Origin of the sequence: Psychroserpens luteus, from assembly GCF_015319355.1 — a bacterium.
GTDB classification, from domain to species: Bacteria; Bacteroidota; Bacteroidia; order Flavobacteriales; family Flavobacteriaceae; genus Psychroserpens; species Psychroserpens luteus.
Window position 1 is genome coordinate 224,248 of record NZ_JADILU010000001.1, and the last position, 16,346, is coordinate 240,593.

At 33.2% G+C, this 16,346-nt stretch carries 14 protein-coding genes and 1 tRNA gene; 11 read left to right on the plus strand and 4 right to left on the minus strand.

Annotated features, from left to right (window positions below):
* The first annotated feature begins 127 nt into the window (after positions 1–127).
* Both IM744_RS01015 and IM744_RS01020 read left to right on the plus strand, forming a co-directional pair.
* The gene (locus tag IM744_RS01015; protein ID WP_194506220.1) at positions 128–910 is read left to right on the plus strand and encodes an enoyl-CoA hydratase/isomerase family protein; all 783 of its coding nucleotides are present in this window, start codon (positions 128–130) and stop codon (positions 908–910) included.
* Between the two features lie 86 nt (positions 911–996).
* A complete protein-coding gene (locus tag IM744_RS01020) occupies positions 997–2,070 on the plus strand; it encodes a PA0069 family radical SAM protein (protein WP_194506221.1) in 1,074 nt (357 codons plus the stop codon).
* Positions 2,071–2,142: 72 nt separating this feature from the next.
* Here IM744_RS01020 and IM744_RS01025 read toward each other — a convergent pair.
* The 3 genes from IM744_RS01025 to IM744_RS01035 form a co-directional block, all read right to left on the minus strand.
* A tRNA-Asn gene (locus IM744_RS01025) sits at positions 2,143–2,216 on the minus strand.
* 87 nt (positions 2,217–2,303) lie between these two features.
* Positions 2,304–3,629: an RIP metalloprotease RseP gene (rseP, locus tag IM744_RS01030; RefSeq protein WP_194506222.1), complete on the minus strand. Its 1,326-nt coding sequence runs from the start codon at positions 3,627–3,629 to the stop codon at positions 2,304–2,306.
* A 58-nt stretch (positions 3,630–3,687) separates the two neighbouring features.
* Positions 3,688–5,625 carry a M1 family aminopeptidase gene (locus IM744_RS01035; RefSeq protein ID WP_194506223.1) on the minus strand — a complete coding sequence of 646 codons (1,938 nt, stop codon included), beginning with the start codon at positions 5,623–5,625 and terminating at the stop codon, positions 3,688–3,690.
* Positions 5,626–5,904: 279 nt separating this feature from the next.
* Between IM744_RS01035 and IM744_RS01040 the strand changes: the two genes are divergently transcribed.
* The 4 genes from IM744_RS01040 (at position 5,905) to IM744_RS01055 (ending at position 9,144) form a co-directional block, all read left to right on the plus strand.
* The gene (locus IM744_RS01040) at positions 5,905–6,573 is read left to right on the plus strand and encodes an SCO family protein (RefSeq protein ID WP_194506224.1); all 669 of its coding nucleotides are present in this window, start codon (positions 5,905–5,907) and stop codon (positions 6,571–6,573) included.
* A 71-nt stretch (positions 6,574–6,644) separates the two neighbouring features.
* Positions 6,645–6,878, plus strand: a complete 234-nt coding sequence (locus tag IM744_RS01045) for a FeoA family protein (protein WP_194506225.1) — start codon at positions 6,645–6,647, stop codon at positions 6,876–6,878.
* Complete coding sequence (feoB, locus tag IM744_RS01050) at positions 6,871–8,970, plus strand: ferrous iron transport protein B (protein WP_194506226.1); 2,100 nt, start codon at positions 6,871–6,873, stop codon at positions 8,968–8,970. The genes IM744_RS01045 and feoB overlap by 8 nt, the downstream gene beginning before the upstream one ends.
* A 30-nt stretch (positions 8,971–9,000) precedes the next feature.
* On the plus strand, positions 9,001–9,144 hold the full coding sequence (locus IM744_RS01055) for a FeoB-associated Cys-rich membrane protein (protein ID WP_194506227.1): 144 nt from the start codon (positions 9,001–9,003) through the stop codon (positions 9,142–9,144).
* An 11-nt stretch (positions 9,145–9,155) separates the two neighbouring features.
* On the opposite strand, the gene IM744_RS01060 is transcribed toward IM744_RS01055, so the two are convergent.
* The gene (locus IM744_RS01060) at positions 9,156–9,812 is read right to left on the minus strand and encodes a metal-dependent transcriptional regulator (RefSeq protein ID WP_194506228.1); all 657 of its coding nucleotides are present in this window, start codon (positions 9,810–9,812) and stop codon (positions 9,156–9,158) included.
* Between the two features lie 125 nt (positions 9,813–9,937).
* On the opposite strand from IM744_RS01060, the gene IM744_RS01065 reads away from it, so the two are divergent.
* The 5 genes from IM744_RS01065 to IM744_RS01085 all read left to right on the plus strand — a co-directional run bounded on the left by IM744_RS01065 (position 9,938) and on the right by IM744_RS01085 (position 16,317).
* Positions 9,938–12,169, plus strand: coding sequence for a TonB-dependent receptor (locus tag IM744_RS01065; protein WP_194506229.1), 2,232 nt, complete (start codon positions 9,938–9,940; stop codon positions 12,167–12,169).
* A gap of 41 nt (positions 12,170–12,210) precedes the next feature.
* A complete protein-coding gene (locus IM744_RS01070; RefSeq protein WP_194506230.1) occupies positions 12,211–13,119 on the plus strand; it encodes a metal ABC transporter solute-binding protein, Zn/Mn family in 909 nt (302 codons plus the stop codon).
* A 117-nt stretch (positions 13,120–13,236) separates the two neighbouring features.
* On the plus strand, positions 13,237–13,971 hold the full coding sequence (locus IM744_RS01075) for a metal ABC transporter ATP-binding protein (RefSeq protein ID WP_194506231.1): 735 nt from the start codon (positions 13,237–13,239) through the stop codon (positions 13,969–13,971).
* A complete protein-coding gene (locus tag IM744_RS01080; protein ID WP_194506232.1) occupies positions 13,971–15,098 on the plus strand; it encodes a metal ABC transporter permease in 1,128 nt (375 codons plus the stop codon). Before IM744_RS01075 ends, IM744_RS01080 begins: the two co-directional genes overlap by 1 nt.
* On the plus strand, positions 15,091–16,317 hold the full coding sequence (locus tag IM744_RS01085; RefSeq protein ID WP_194506233.1) for a metal ABC transporter permease: 1,227 nt from the start codon (positions 15,091–15,093) through the stop codon (positions 16,315–16,317). The genes IM744_RS01080 and IM744_RS01085 overlap by 8 nt, the downstream gene beginning before the upstream one ends.
* The last annotated feature ends 29 nt before the right edge of the window (positions 16,318–16,346 follow it).

The following is a 16,346-nucleotide window of genomic DNA, read 5'->3' on the forward strand; positions in this document are numbered from 1 at the left end:
TGCGAAGGCAGGAATCTCTTAGTAAATATTCAATAACTATAAATCAAGTGCAACACTTTTGTAAAAGTGTTTTTAAAAAATATATTAATAAGATTCCCAATGTCTCGGGAATAAAAATAAATTTTCGATGAGTTACCAAAATATTTTAAGTACAACAAATAACGGAATTACAACAATTACTGTTAATAGGCCAAATAAACTTAATGCGCTTAATAAAGCAACTATAGAAGAGCTTCATGGCGCTTTTAAAGCAGCTAATAAAAGTAAGGACAGCAAAGTTATTATCATCACAGGAAGTGGCGAAAAAGCTTTTGTTGCTGGTGCGGATATTAGTGAATTTGCAGATTTCGATGTGAAAAACGGAGGAAAATTAGCAGCTAATGGTCAAAAAATTCTGTTTGATTATATCGAAAATCTATCGACTCCAGTTATTGCAGCTGTAAATGGTTTTGCACTTGGAGGAGGTTTAGAATTAGCAATGGCTTGTCATTTTAGGGTAGCGAGTACTAATGCAAAAATGGGGCTTCCAGAAGTGTCTCTAGGAGTGATTCCTGGTTATGGTGGTACACAGCGTTTACCGCAATTAGTTGGTAAAGGTAGAGCTATGGAAATGGTGATGACCGCAGGAATGATTGATGCTAATCAGGCGTTAGAGTACGGATTGGTTAATCATGTGACTTCTCAAGAGGAATTGATTGCTTTAGCTGAAAAAATTGCTAGTAAAATAATGCGAAATTCTTCTGTCGCAATCAAAGGAGCCATTAAAGCTATAAATGCAAATTACAAAGATGGCGTTGATGGTTATAAAACTGAAATCAAACAATTTGGTAAATGTTTTGGTACCGAAGACTTTAAAGAAGGCACTACAGCGTTTTTAGAAAAGCGTAAAGCTGACTTTCCTGGTAAATAATTAAAATTTTGTGATTTGTTTATAAGTTAGATCTTAATTGGATTTTTTAATATAACATTTTTGTAATTTTACAAAAAATAAACAATATGTTAAATAAATCAATTATAAAAGGTCGTGGTGCGCAGCAAAATGTACACAACCGGTTTTTTCAATTGAGCCATGAACAGAGAAATGATTTTTTAGAATATTGTGCAAAAGAAGGCGAAGAGCCAGATAAAAATAAAACGTTATATCTTCCCGTATTTCCAAAAACTATAGTCAATAAAGTTAAGAGTCCAGATGTTGGGATGGCATATTCTATGAATATGTATCAAGGCTGTGAACATGGTTGTATTTATTGTTACGCTAGAAATAGTCACGAATTTTGGGGATATAGTGCAGGTTTAGATTTTGAACGTCGCATTTTAGTTAAAAAGGATGCTCCAAAATTATTAGAGGCTTTTCTTAAACGTAAGAGTTGGGAAGCATATCCTATTATAATGTCTGGTAATACAGATTGTTACCAACCTGCAGAACAAAAATTTGAAATCACAAGGCAATGTTTGGAGGTGTTTTTAAAATATAAACATCCTGTTGGTATTATTACAAAAAACGCTTTAATTCTTCGAGATTTAGATTTGCTTAAAGCGTTGTCTAAAGATAATTTAGTAAACGTTAATATCTCAATTACGTCATTATCAGAAACAACGAGACGAATTCTAGAGCCTAGAACAGCAACCATAAAAAAACGTTTAGAAACTGTAAAGGTTTTAAGTGATAATGGGATTCCTGTTAATGTGATGTTGGCACCAATTATTCCGTCAATAAATAGTCATGAGATTTTACCACTAGCAAAAGCGGTTGCAGATGCTGGAGCATCTAGTATAGCGCATACCATCGTGAGATTAAATGGTGCTATTGGAGGCATATTTACAGATTGGATTCATAAAACCATGCCAGATCGAGCAGATAAAGTATTACATCAAATAGAAGACTGCCATGGAGGAACGCTAAACGATTCTAGATTTGGTCAACGTATGCGTGGTGAAGGTCAAATAGCTAAGCAAATTAATGATTTAGTTAAATTGGCACGACTAAAATACTTTAAAGGAAAATTGATGCCTCAACTCAATACTGAACTACATGAGGTTTATAAGGATGGGCAGATGCGGTTGTTTTGATTTAATAGACCATTCTTTAATATTTAAGGCTATAAAACAAAAAAGCCACTACTTTCGTAATGGCTTTGTATGCTCCTCTTCAAAGACTCGAACTTTGGACCCTCTGATTAACAGTCAGATGCTCTAACCAACTGAGCTAAAGAGGAAGGTTATTTTTCGCTTAAGCGAGCGCAAATATATATTATTTTTTAAGTTAGTCAAAGACTTTTTTGAAAAATTTTTTAAAAATTTATCTAAATCCAATCATTAATATTGGCAGACAGCACCATAGCAATTAATAGAATAAATCCAACAAGCTGAGCTCGCTCTAAAAATTTCTCATTTGGCGCTCTTCCTGAAATCATTTCATACAATAAAAACATAACGTGACCACCATCTAAAACAGGTATTGGTAATAAATTAAGTACACCTAACATAATGGATAGAAAAGCAGTAAGTGCCCAAAAAGCTTGCCAGCTCCATTCGGCAGGGAAAATACTATAAATCGCTTTAAAACCACCAACACCTTTATAGGCTCCTGTACTAGGTGTGAATATTTTTTTAAGTTGTACTCCGTAAGAAGACACTTGACTTGTAAACTTATCAAAACCTACTACAACACTTTCTCCTAAACCATATTCTTTCTTTACGATATCATAATAGTCTAATTTTTCAAGGTCACTAAAGTTACCGCCTGGCATAATACCTAGTTTCCCATCATTATCAACATTAAGTTGCATTGGGATGGTTTTTCCGTCTCTCAAAATACCAACAGAAACCTGTGTGCCAGAGAATGGTTTTACTCTACTTTCTAATTCATCAAAATACTTTAAAGGCTCATTATTTATAGAGACTATAATATCTCCAGTTTTAAGATCTTTTCCTTTATTTGCTAAAGTATCAATAACAAAATCTACAATAAAAGGATAACGTAAGCCAAAAAAGCTTCTGCTATCTCCTGTACTTAATTGCCCTAAAAAATCTTCTGGTAGTGTGATTTCTTTTGTTTCGTTATTGCTTAGAATGGTTAATTTTTCAGCTTCAATTAGTTTCTTTCTTATTTCAGAAACCATCGTTACTTTTTCACCATTAATTGAAACAACCTTATCTCCTGTTTTTAAACCTAAATCTATAAGGATAGGATTTGTAACCGAGTAACCATCTTTTACACTATCTGTAGTAATATCTGTATCTCCATAACCAAAAGCTAAGAAGACATAAATAACATAGGCAAGTATGAAATTTACAGTAACACCACCAAGCATAATAATTAGACGTTGCCAAGCTGGTTTTGAACGGAATTCCCAAGGTTTTGGCGGTTGAGCCATTTGCTCCTTATCCATACTCTCGTCCATCATACCAGAGATTTTCACATAACCACCAAGAGGTAGCCACCCAATACCATAAACCGTATCTCCAACTTTCTTTTTAAATAAAGAAAACTTTAAATCAAAAAATAGGTAAAATTTCTCTACTCTAGCTCCAAATAACTTAGCTGGTATAAAATGTCCTAATTCGTGTAAAACGATTAGTAGTGAAAGACTCAGTAAAAATTGAGATATTCTTATTACAAACTCCATGTATCTTAAATCAAAAAAATTCTAAGTTGCAAAAGTAACGTTTTAGCACGATGTATACTTATTTTTTTAACACCGTTTTAGTAATGACACCATCTTTGGTTTGAAATTGAACAAAGAATAATCCTGAATTCCAAGCAGATGTATCAATAGTGGAGTTGAATGGTAACCGATTAATTAGTTGACCTAACGGATTAAAAATTTTCACTTCGGAAATATCTAAACTTGAAGGTTTGTCAATAAATAATACTTCGGAAGTTGGATTTGGATACAACAAGAGGGCATTAGCTATCTCTAAATCGTCAACACCTAAAACCACATTGTTATTTCTTGAGATTAAATCAGATTCTGGATCAAACACCACATTCTGAATTTCAAAATTAACAGTCTCTAAAAAGTTTTGTCCATTAGTACTGTTATCTAAAACAAGATTTAGTGTTTCGCCAAGAGTACCAATTAAACGCACAGGAACTGGCGCTTCAAAAAAGGAAACCGAAGGATGACTCTGAGTTTGCACTATAGTTATTGATACTTGATTCGTTGCAGGTTGGTTCCAGTTTATTGTATAACTAGGATAGCCTTGATTGTATAACCAATCATCAAAAAACTCGGTCAAATCTTCTCCAGTAGATGTTTCGACTATATTGATAAAATCTTCCGTTTTAGCATAGTCATAAGCATGCTCTGAACTAGCTAAATAAGTCTGTAAAGCTTGGAAAAATGGTGTATCTCCAAGTTTTTTTCGAAGCATATGTAAAACCATAGATCCTTTGTTGTAAGATAATCTACTGCTAAATATTCTGCTTACACTTGTGGTGTCTGTATCTGTGAGATATACAGATCCATCCGTTTGTGAAGTGATGGAACTATTTCGTTGCTGTTTCCATGTGGTAAAAGCATCGTTGCCATCTAAATTTTCAATTGTAATTCCAGATAAGTAGGTGGCAAAACCTTCGTTAAGCCAGATGTCTTTCCAACTTCCGCAGGTAATTTTGTTTCCAAACCATTGATGAGCTAATTCATGAGCAACAAGATTGCGACCAAAGCTTCCCATAAATGAGACAGTTGTGTGTTCCATTCCGCCTCCCCAGCCAAATTGAGCATGACCATATTTTTCATCAGCATAAGGATATTCTTCAAATAGATTTGTGTAGATATTCATGATATCTACAGTGATAGGTGTGTTGGCCTGTGCATTTGTTAGACTTTCGGGATATACATAGTTCACAATGTCAAACGGATTCCCATTATTTGGTACTATATGAGAATAGACTTCATAATTAGTAGCAGCAATTGCAATGAGATATGCTGGTATTGGATATTCATGCTTAAAGTGAGTCGTTTTTGATGTGCCATTAACGACTTGACTTTGTTCTAATCCATTAGAAACAGATATATATTCTTCATTAGAAGTATTGAATTGTGGTGTCGTTATAAATACATCAATAGCATCTATTTTATCATTTAAATCTTGCTTGCAAGGCCACCAAGCTTTTGCACCATAAGGTTCAGAAAGTGTCCAAATTACAGGAGCTCCATTGTGTTCGGTTTGCTCAAATGAACCAAAACCAGAACTTATTGGATTTCCAGAATAACTTACTGTTAATGAATCTAAAACACCAGTATTTTGGATTATTGGTAATGTGATTATTAACTCATCATCAGTATTTTGGGTAAATGATAATGCATTTCCTCTTTGCATAACTTGAGAAACAATCATATTTGAGGTCAAATCAAATGTAACTGTTGATATATCACTTTTTGCTTCAAAGTAACTAGTAATATCTCCAGAAATAAACGCAACTGAAGGATCCAAATCCAGTTCTAGTCTATGATATTTTAAATCATAATTACCTGTGTTGAGGTTTGAGCGTTGCATCATATGATTTAATGCAGACTTGGCCTCAGCCTCACTAATGGCATCTAAAGTTTCGTTATAATCTTGTGAAAATGATAGTGTAGAGTAGAACCCTAATATGAGGAGTAATCTTAATTTCATAATATTTTCTTTTTATTCTAATAGTAAGAACTAGTTTAATCTTTTAGCGTTTAAGCGAAAATTAGTCAATTTTTAGTTATTTGAAAGCTTTTTTGATCTGCATAGCATGTCTATGGAAAGATAAAAAGAGGATAAATAACTAAATAAAGTCAATTTTTTAGCAAATGGTAAAAGTTTGAATTAGTTCTAAGTTAAAAGTAGGTAATTTGTAGGTATTCTGTCGTATTTTTGCACACCAAACTTACAAGTCACTTTGTATAAAGTCCTAAATATCAGTTTATGTTGAGATATCTAAAACAGTTGAAATTGTTTTTTTTCGTTTTTGCGATAGTATCAGGTGTGATTATTTATTTTATTTATTCAGCTTTATATGTAGAGTATCCTTTACCAATCTATCAACCTAATAGAGTAGATGCTTCACTTGTAGATAGTACGATTCAGTATAAAAAAAAGTATCATAAAATTGCAGATTTTGAACTCATAAATCAAAATGGTGAAACGGTTACTCAAGACACTTATAAGGATAAAATCTATGTGGCAGACTTTTTTTTTACAACTTGCCAAACAATTTGTCCAATTATGACAGACCAGATGTTTCGTGTACAACAAGAGATTTTGAATGATGATGAGGTGATGTTGTTATCTCACTCAGTAACTCCAGAAATAGATTCGGTAGCGCAATTAAAGCGTTATGCGGTTGAGAAAGGAGTTAATGATAAAAAATGGAATCTTGTCACAGGAGACCGAAAACAAATCTACGATCTAGCAAGAAAATCATATTTAGTAGTCAAGGATGATAATTCTGAAGACTACGGAATGGTGCACACCGAAAACTTTGCACTCATAGATAAAAACAAGCAAATTAGAGGGTTATACAATGGAGTGAGCCCGACTTCTGTAGATTCATTAATACAAGATATTAAGCGTCTAAAAAAGGAATATCAATAAAAAACGACTACAATTTTTTTACACTAAAATTTTCCTTTACTTTTGCTTACTTAAAATCAATCTAAATAAGCTTGAAATTAACATTAGCAGATATCAAACGAGGTCAACAAGGTGTAATTATCGATGTTTCATCAATTCATATACCACTTAAACTCTTAGAAATGGGATGTTTACCTGGTAATCCTGTCGAGTTAGTACAAGTTGCTCCATTTGCAGATCCCATGTATCTCAATATTAATGGAACCCATTTAGCGATAAGAAAAGAAACTGCAATTCACATTTTAATCGAGATCTCCAATGTCTAAACAAATAAATGTTGCACTTATTGGAAACCCAAATACAGGTAAAACCTCTGTTTTTAATTCGCTTACCGGTTTAAATCAAAAAGTAGGTAACTACCCAGGAATTACGGTTGAGAAAAAAGAAGGTATCTGTAAACTCCCAAGAGGAGTTAAAGCTCATATCATTGATTTACCAGGAACGTATAGTTTAAATGCGTCTTCTCTTGATGAAAATGTGGTGATTGAATTACTTCTTAATAAAAACGATAAAGATTTCCCTGATGTTGCAGTCGTCGTAAGTGATGTAGAAAATTTAAAACGAAATTTACTCTTATACACTCAAATTAAAGATTTAAAAATCCCTACAATTCTAGTTATTAATATGTCTGATAGAATGGCTTATAAAGGCATTCAGTTAGATATCGCATATTTAGAAAAAGAACTACAAACTAAAATTGCACTTGTAAGTACTAGAAAAAATAAAGGGATTGATCAACTTAAGGAGTTGATTACAAATTACAAAGAGCTTTCTACAGAGCCTTGTTTGAATGCTTCGGAAATTGATAAAGAGTATTTTGATAAACTAAGAAAAGCATTCCCAAATCAATTATTATATAAACTGTGGTTGGTTATCACGCAAGATGTTAACTTCGGAAAAATTGATAGAAACGAAATTGATGCCATCAATAGTTTTAAAACAAAAGGTAAAGCAGATCTTAAACGTTTACAGCAAAAAGAAACTATAAAACGCTATCAATTTATCAATAATACGCTTAAAAAAGGGCAGACGATAGATCTTAAATCTGCTAAAGATCTTAGAATAAAATTAGATAGAATACTTACTCATAAGGTTTGGGGTTATTTGATTTTTGCGGTTATTTTACTCACAATTTTTCAGGCCATCTATGATTGGTCAAGTGTTCCTATGGATTTTATTGACAGTGCATTTGCGTCATTAAGCGAATGGACAAAAAATGTCATGCCAGAAGGCGCTTTTACAAGTTTAATTGCCGAGGGTATTATTCCTGGATTGGGTGGTATTGTAATATTCATTCCGCAGATCGCATTTTTATTTTTATTCATCTCAGTATTAGAAGAAACGGGCTATATGAGTCGCGTCGTCTTTTTAATGGATCGTATTATGAGGCGATTTGGATTAAGCGGGAAAAGTGTTGTGCCATTAATATCAGGAACAGCTTGTGCCATTCCTGCAATTATGGCTACTCGAAATATTGAAAGTTGGAAAGAACGATTAATTACCATTTTAGTGACGCCTTTCACAACCTGTTCTGCACGACTACCAGTCTATTTAATAATCATTTCATTAGTCATACCAGAAGGTCGTTTCTTCGGTTTGAGTTATCAAGCATTAACCTTAATGTTACTCTACCTTATTGGATTTGGCGCAGCAATTATTTCAGCTTGGATTTTAAATAAAATTTTAAAAATTAAGAGTAAGACCTTTTTTGTGGTAGAAATGCCAAATTATAAGTTGCCATTATTTAAAAATGTAGCGCTTACTGTTTTAGAGAAAACAAAATCATTTGTGTTTGGTGCAGGTAAAATCATTTTAGCCATATCAATTGTGCTTTGGTTTCTTGCATCTTATGGATCTGGAGATGATTTCAATAATGCAGAAGAAATTATAACAACTCAATTTGCTTCGGAAAATTTATCTTCGGAAGAATTGCAACAAAAAATATCATCACATCAACTAGAACATTCATTTATAGGTATTGCAGGACATGCCATTGAGCCAGCTATTAGACCATTAGGTTATGATTGGAAAATAGGAATCGCCATTGTAAGTTCATTTGCAGCGCGTGAAGTTTTTGTAGGAACATTAGCAACTATTTATAGTGTTGGAAGTGATGAAGAAGAAACTATAAAAAACCGAATGGCAGGAGAAGTCAACCCAATTTTGGGAGGACCTTTATTTAATTTTGCTAGCGGAATCTCACTCTTACTTTTTTACGCCTTTGCCATGCAATGTATGAGTACTTTAGCAGTTGTAAAACGAGAAACTAACTCTTGGAAATGGCCAATGTATCAATTAGTAATTATGAGTGCATTTGCTTATGTTGTTGCATTGATTGCTTATCAGGTTTTAAAGTAAAGAAATAGGTTTAGATACGACCAAACAGATATGAACACGATAATTCAAAACATATTAGTTTTTATAGCAGTTGCTTTAGCGATTTGGTTTTTATTGCATAAGTATGGTGTACTTCCAAAGAAAAAAACATCGGGTTCTAAAGCTTGTGGTCAAGATGATTGTGGATGTCACTAAAGTCATTTAGGCTAGAGAGCTTTTAAATATAGATTTTTAGCAACATTTTGCGACACGACCATTTCGGTGGTGTTCAGTTTTATTTTTACAGAGTTATCAAAAGGTTCTTTATGTAAAACTTCAATAGTTGTACCTAAACCAATAGAATTACTATCTAAATATTGAAGAAAATTAGTAGAAGTGTCCTCAACTCCAATACACTTATATTGTGTTCCAATTTCAGCTTGTAACAAAGCTATTTTGTCAATTTTATTAAACTTTCCATTTTTATCAGGAATAGGGTCTCCATGTGGATCGTACATAGGGAATTCTAAAAAAGCATCAAGTTCATCAATTAGTTTGTCAGATTTGATGTGTTCTAAATGCTCTGCCACTTCATGGACTTCATCCCAAGTAAAATTTAATTTTTCTACTAAAAAAACTTCCCAAAGCCTATGTTTTCTAACAATATTGACTGCAATATTAATACCATTTTTAGTCAATTTAACACCTTGATACTTTTTATAGTTGAGGTACTCTTTATCTGCTAACTTCTTAACCATATCAGTAACAGATGATGCTTTAGTATTTAAAACTTCAGCAATAGCATTCGTGTTGACCATGTCTTTACCATAGTTTCCCAAATGATAGATGGCTTTGATATAATTTTCTTCGGTAAGTGTAATCATAACTATTATATAAACTAAGTAACAAATATACATATATTAAAATTTTAAAATAATTTTTAGACTAATCTAAAACTTATTTTATATTTGTTGAAAATTATATTGTGATAAGACTAATTTTTCTTTCGATGTTCTGTTTTAGTGTTTTAGTTCAAGGGCAAAATTCCTATGAAATTAAAGGTCGAGTTTTGTTAGAAAATGAAGGTTTACCTTATGTAAGTGTTTATATTAAAGGATCAAGTATTGGAGCAATTACAGATGATGATGGATTTTTTGTGCTTAAAAATGTTGAGCTTGGTACTCATGAAATTGTTGCATCCTTTGTTGGTTACAAAACCATTGAAAAATCAGTTGATGTTTCCGAAGCTATAGAAAATCTAAACTTCAACATGGTTTATGACGAGTCTTTAGATGAAATTGTAGTAACTGGTACACTTAAAGCTGTGAGTCGTTTAGAAAGTCCTGTACCTGTAGAGGTCTATTCTCCTGCATTTTTTAAAAAGAACCCAACACCTAATCTTTTTGAGGCACTTCAAAATGTAAATGGAGTTCGACCACAACTTAATTGTAATGTCTGTAATACTGGAGATGTTCATATTAATGGTTTAGAGGGACCTTATACATTAGTTTTAATTGATGGTATGCCAATTGTGAGCGGTTTGTCAACGGTTTATGGCTTGTCAGGTATTCCAAATTTTTTAATTGAGCAAATAGAAATCGTAAAAGGTCCTGCATCTTCATTATATGGAAGTGAAGCAGTTGGCGGTTTAATCAACATCATCACCAAATTACCAGAAAATGCACCAATCGTTTTTGCAGATAGTTTTGTAACAGGTTGGGGAGAAGTCAATGTGGATGCGGGTTTTAAAACTAAGGTTGGAGAAAAAACAACCATGTTGTTTGGTACTAATTATTTTACTTACAATAATAAAGTTGATAATAACAACGATAATTTCACAGATTTAACACTTCAAGATCGCATCTCTATTTTTAATAAATGGGATTTTAAAAGAAAAGATAATAAAGTACTTTCTCTTGCTGGTCGGTTTTTTTATGAAGATCGTTGGGGAGGAGAACTCCAATGGAACAAAAGTTTTAGAGGAGGAGATGAGGTTTATGGAGAAAGTATTTATACGACGAGATATGCGTTTTTAGGAAAATATGAACTTCCAATAGATGAAAAGATAGACTTCCAATTCTCATACTCAGATCATGATCAAAATTCTGTTTATGGAAACACAACATATTTAGCACAACAGCGTATCGGTTTTGGACAATTTGTTTGGGATAAACCTCTAGAAAAGCATGATCTTTTATTTGGTGTTGCTATACGTTATAATTATTATAATGATAATACAACTGCAACATTACATCCAGATGAAGTAACCATCCCATCGTTATTTGTACAAGATGAAATCAAACTGACTAATAAACAAAACCTTCTACTAGGTATTCGCTATGATTATGATGAAAGACATGGTTTTATATTGACGCCTCGTATTGCCTATAAATATAAACCTACAGATAATGATATTATAAGAGTTAATGCTGGTACAGGATTTAGAGTTGTAAACCTGTTTACAGAAGAGCATGCAGCACTTACAGGAGCAAGAGATGTTATTATTGAAGAAGAATTAGATCCAGAGCAATCCTATAATATTAATGTCAATTACCTTAAAAAATGGTATACTAAAAAAGGGATGATATTTACCTTTGATACATCTTTATGGTACACTCATTTTACTAATGCAATCGTTCCAGATTATGATACTAATCCTAACCAAATTATTTATGATAATTTAGATGGATACTCTACATCAAAAGGGTTGAGTTTGAGTTTAGATGCTGTTTTAGCAAGTGGAATACGAGGCAGTATTGGTACAACATTTCAAGATGTTTCACAAACAGAAAAAGGGGAGCGTACACGTCAAATCTTGACAGAACGTTTTACAGGGACTTGGTCTTTATCTTACAAAAACTATCCTACAAATATCACAATAGATTATACAGGTAACCTTTATGGGCCAATGCGTTTGCCAACACTTGGAGATTTAGATCCTAGACAAGAATTTTCTCCTACTTGGAGCATTCAAAACATACAATTTACTTATGATGGTTTTGACAATTTTGAAGTATATGCAGGTATTAAAAATCTTTTAAATTGGACTCCAAACAAAGGAAACCCTTTCATCATTGCCAGATCAGATGATCCTTTTGATGAGAATGTTGAGTTTAATTCCGACGGAAATGTGCTAGCTACACAAGACAATCCATATGCATTAACTTTTGACCCATCATATGTTTATGGACCAAATCAAGGAATTAGAGCATTTTTTGGATTACGATATACATTAAATTAACTTGCTAATTTTTAGTACCTTCGTAATTAAAATTTAGAGTAATGAAAAAACTGATTGTTTTAGTATTGATTACTATATGTTTCAGCTGTAAAAACGAAACTAAATCAAACGGGAAATTAAACATCGTCACAACCACAACAATGATAACCGATTTGGTTAAAAACATTGGTGGAGACTACATAAACGTTCAAGGTTTAATGGGAAGTGGAGTGGATCCTCATCTATACAAAGCCAGTGAAGGTGATGTGACTAAATTGGTAGAAGCCAATGTGATTTTTTATAGCGGTTTGCATCTAGAAGGGAAACTTGTTGATGTATTTGATAAAATGGGAAGTGCTACAAAAACTCCAATTGCCTTAGGAGAAGAATTGGATAAAAGCACGTTGATTGGTTCAGATTATTTTGCATCCAATTACGATCCTCATGTGTGGTTTAATATCGAATATTTTAAGCAGTTTGCTTCTAAAGTTGAAGAAGTACTTTCAGAAAAAGATCCAGTTCATGCCGAAAACTATAAAGCTAATGCAGAATCTTACATAGCTAAGTTAGATGCACTTCAAGCAAAGGTAAAGGCGACAATTGAAACGCTTCCGGAGGAAAAAAGAATTTTAGTCACTGCGCATGATGCTTTTAATTACTTCGGAAAAGCATATGACTTTGAAGTTGTTGGCTTGCAAGGATTATCTACTGTCACAGAAGCTGGTGTTCAAGACGTTCAGAAACTTTCAGCATTTATTATAGATAAAAAAATCAAGGCTATATTTGTAGAGAGTTCAGTTCCGAAGAGAACAATAGAAGCTTTGCAAGCAGCAGTGAAATCTAAAGGGCATGATGTTGAAATAGGAGGTACGTTATACTCTGATGCCTTAGGAAACGCAGGAACTGTAGAAGGTACATATATTGGCATGTTTGAGTATAATGTGAATACGATTGTGAATGCTTTAAAATAGTTAATATTACAAACTATGAAGCGATTAAAATAAGACCGTTCTGTCATCCTGAACTTGATTCAGGATCTCACAAAATTAGATTCTGCATCAAGTGCAGATTGACAAAAAAGATAAGACATGACTAAAATAGCAGTACAAGTAGACGATTTAACCGTAGCATACAACTACAAACCTGTACTTTGGGATATTGATTTAGAAATTCCAGAAGGTGTATTAATGGCTATTGTTGGACCAAATGGTGCAGGGAAATCGACACTCATTAAATCTATCTTAGGAATTCTAAAACCCATTGCTGGTAGTGTGACTATCTATGGAAAATCATACGATAAACAACGTTCTTTAGTTGCCTATGTTCCGCAAAAAGGAAGTGTGGATTGGGATTTTCCAACAACTGCTCTTGATGTGGTTACCATGGGAACTTATGGTAGTTTGGGTTGGATTAAACGTCCGCGTCAAAAACAAAAGAAAGTTGCTTTAGAAGCGCTTGAAAAAGTTGGTATGTTAGCATTTAAAAGCCGACAAATAAGTCAATTATCTGGAGGACAACAGCAGCGTATATTTTTAGCACGTGCCTTAGTGCAAGATGCTTCAATCTATTTTATGGATGAACCATTTCAAGGCGTTGATGCGACTACAGAAATTGCAATTATCAATATTTTAAAAGAACTTAGAAAAGCGGGAAAAACAGTCATCGTCGTACATCACGATTTACAAACCGTTCCCGAATATTTTGATTGGGTAACATTTTTGAATGTCAAAAAAATAGCAACAGGTCCAGTTAAAGATATTTTTAATGATGATAACTTGACTAAAACCTATGGGATTAATTATAAAGTGAGCATACAAAAGTAATGGATATTCAAGAGTATTTTTCTTTAGTCTTTTCAGACTATACCTTAAGAACCATCACACTAGGAACTGCAATTCTTGGTGCTGTCACTGGTATGTTAGGTAGCTTCGCAGTACTTAGAAAACAGAGTCTTTTAGGTGATGCCATTTCTCACGCAGCATTGCCAGGAATAGCCATTGCGTTTTTGATTACAGGCTCAAAAGACAGTAATACATTATTGTTGGGAGCATTGGTAAGTGGACTTATTGGTACATTTTGGATTCGTGGTATTATTACCAAAACGCATTTAAAATCTGATACTGCTCTTGGGTTAATTTTGTCTTTGTTTTTTGGCTTCGGAATGTTATTGCTCACATTCATACAAAAACAACCCAATGCTAATCAGGCGGGATTGGATAAATATTTATTTGGACAAGCAGCAACACTCGTAGAAAGCGATGTTTGGATGATGGCAATTGTCACAGGAATTTGTCTATTTGTACTCCTGTTATTCTGGAAAGAGTTTAAAATTTTACTTTTTGATAAAGATTATGCTAAAACACTTGGGTTTAATACCAAAGCTATTGACATATTGATTACCAGTTTTATTGTTTTAGCAATTGTTTTAGGGCTTCAAACCGTAGGTGTCGTTTTAATGAGTGCAATGCTTTTAGCTCCTGCTGCTGCTGCTAGACAATGGACAAACAGTTTGGGGACAATGGTGTTTTTAGCAGCAATTTTTGGAGCGTTTTCTGGCGTTTTTGGTACAGCAATTAGTGCAAGTCAAAATAATTTGTCTACAGGTCCTGTAATTGTTCTTGTTGCTTCATTTTTTGTTTTGATCTCTTTCATATTTTCCCCAAGCCGAGGTTTATTATTTAAAAAGATACGTTTTATAAAAAATCGTCGAGATTTAGAACTACATAAAACACTAGCGTTTATGTATCATATTGCAGAAACACATGATAATATTTCGCATCCACATGAGATTAAAATATTAAATAATTTTCATGGATTTACTAGAGCGACTTTAAATAAGCTCGTTGGTAAAAACTATGTAACACTTCAAGGTACGACTTGGTGTTTAACTAAAGAAGGTTTTGAGTCTGCAGCAAACTTGTATAACCAATTAAATAGAAACGATGAGTAACGCACAAATAGAAATACAGCTTATTGCGAGTTTGGTAGCTATTGCTTGTGCTATTCCAGGTACGTTTTTAGTGCTTCGGAAAATGGCTATGATAAGCGATGCTATTAGTCATGCTATATTACCAGGAATTGTTATTGGATTTATATTTATTCACGGAAGTTTTTCATTTATAGATGACTTTGTAGTGTTATCAAAATTCAAACAATTTTTAATACATAACGGACTTGAATCTCCTTTCATTATTTTATTAGCAAGTTTTACGGGAGTCATTACTGTTGTTTTAGTGGAGTACATTCAAAAAACAGGATTAGTAAAAGAGGATACTGCTATAGGCTTAGTGTTTCCCGCATTATTTAGTATTGGAGTCATCCTTATTGCTAAAAATGCTAACGATGTGCATTTAGATGTTGATGCTGTTTTATTAGGTGAATTGGCTTTTGCTCCATTTGATAGATTGATTGTTGATGGTACAGATATTGGTCCAAAAGCTTTATGGATTATTGGTGGAATATTAGTGATTACTGTAGGATTATTGATCGCTTTTTTCAAAGAATTAAAACTGAGTACGTTTGATAAAGGACTAGCTGCATCATTAGGGTTTTCTCCTGTGATTATTCATTATGGTTTAATGACAGTCTCATCAGTAACGACTGTAGGTGCTTTTGATGCTGTAGGAGCTATTTTAGTGGTTGCACTTATGATTGCACCAGCTGCGTCTGCCTATTTATTGACAACAGATTTAAAGAAAATGCTATTATTATCTATCGTATTTGGTGTGTTTAGCGCTATTTCAGGATATTGGTTAGCTCGCTGGTTAGATGCCTCAATTTCTGGATCGATTACAACAATGTTAGGTTTGTTGTTTTTGGTAGTGTATTTATTTGCACCTAGTAAAGGTGTGATAGCTGTGTTATATAGGGAAAAACAACAACGCACAGAAGTATCGTTATTGACATTTTTACTTCATTTGAAAAATCATGATGAAGAGCGAGAACGTCACGTTAATCATTTAAATGAACATATTAATTGGCAAAAGGTGCGCTCTAAAACAGTTTTAGATTTAGCTTTGAAAAATAACATGATTGTGATTGACAATAATATAGTGTCTTTAACTGCTAAAGGTGATAAATTTACGACTCAAGCTATTGATTATATTATAACAAATGAAGATGCTCAAATTGAAGATATGAAGGATGACTTCTTTTTATTTAGAGGTTAGATGATTCAGTTGTTCTTTCTTCTAATGAG

Excerpts from the sequence above, each read along its gene's own strand:
- IM744_RS01015 (WP_194506220.1), top strand. The coding sequence starts at position 128 with ATGAGTTACCAAAATATTTTAAGTACAACAAATAACGGAATTACAACA.
- IM744_RS01020 (WP_194506221.1), top strand. The coding sequence starts at position 997 with ATGTTAAATAAATCAATTATAAAAGGTCGTGGTGCGCAGCAAAATGTA.
- rseP (WP_194506222.1), bottom strand. The coding sequence starts at position 3,629 with ATGGAGTTTGTAATAAGAATATCTCAATTTTTACTGAGTCTTTCACTA.
- IM744_RS01035 (WP_194506223.1), bottom strand. The coding sequence starts at position 5,625 with ATGAAATTAAGATTACTCCTCATATTAGGGTTCTACTCTACACTATCA.
- IM744_RS01040 (WP_194506224.1), top strand. The coding sequence starts at position 5,905 with ATGTTGAGATATCTAAAACAGTTGAAATTGTTTTTTTTCGTTTTTGCG.
- feoB (WP_194506226.1), top strand. The coding sequence starts at position 6,871 with ATGTCTAAACAAATAAATGTTGCACTTATTGGAAACCCAAATACAGGT.
- IM744_RS01055 (WP_194506227.1), top strand. The coding sequence starts at position 9,001 with ATGAACACGATAATTCAAAACATATTAGTTTTTATAGCAGTTGCTTTA.
- IM744_RS01060 (WP_194506228.1), bottom strand. The coding sequence starts at position 9,812 with ATGATTACACTTACCGAAGAAAATTATATCAAAGCCATCTATCATTTG.
- IM744_RS01065 (WP_194506229.1), top strand. The coding sequence starts at position 9,938 with ATGTTCTGTTTTAGTGTTTTAGTTCAAGGGCAAAATTCCTATGAAATT.
- IM744_RS01070 (WP_194506230.1), top strand. The coding sequence starts at position 12,211 with ATGAAAAAACTGATTGTTTTAGTATTGATTACTATATGTTTCAGCTGT.
- IM744_RS01075 (WP_194506231.1), top strand. The coding sequence starts at position 13,237 with ATGACTAAAATAGCAGTACAAGTAGACGATTTAACCGTAGCATACAAC.
- IM744_RS01080 (WP_194506232.1), top strand. The coding sequence starts at position 13,971 with ATGGATATTCAAGAGTATTTTTCTTTAGTCTTTTCAGACTATACCTTA.
- IM744_RS01085 (WP_194506233.1), top strand. The coding sequence starts at position 15,091 with ATGAGTAACGCACAAATAGAAATACAGCTTATTGCGAGTTTGGTAGCT.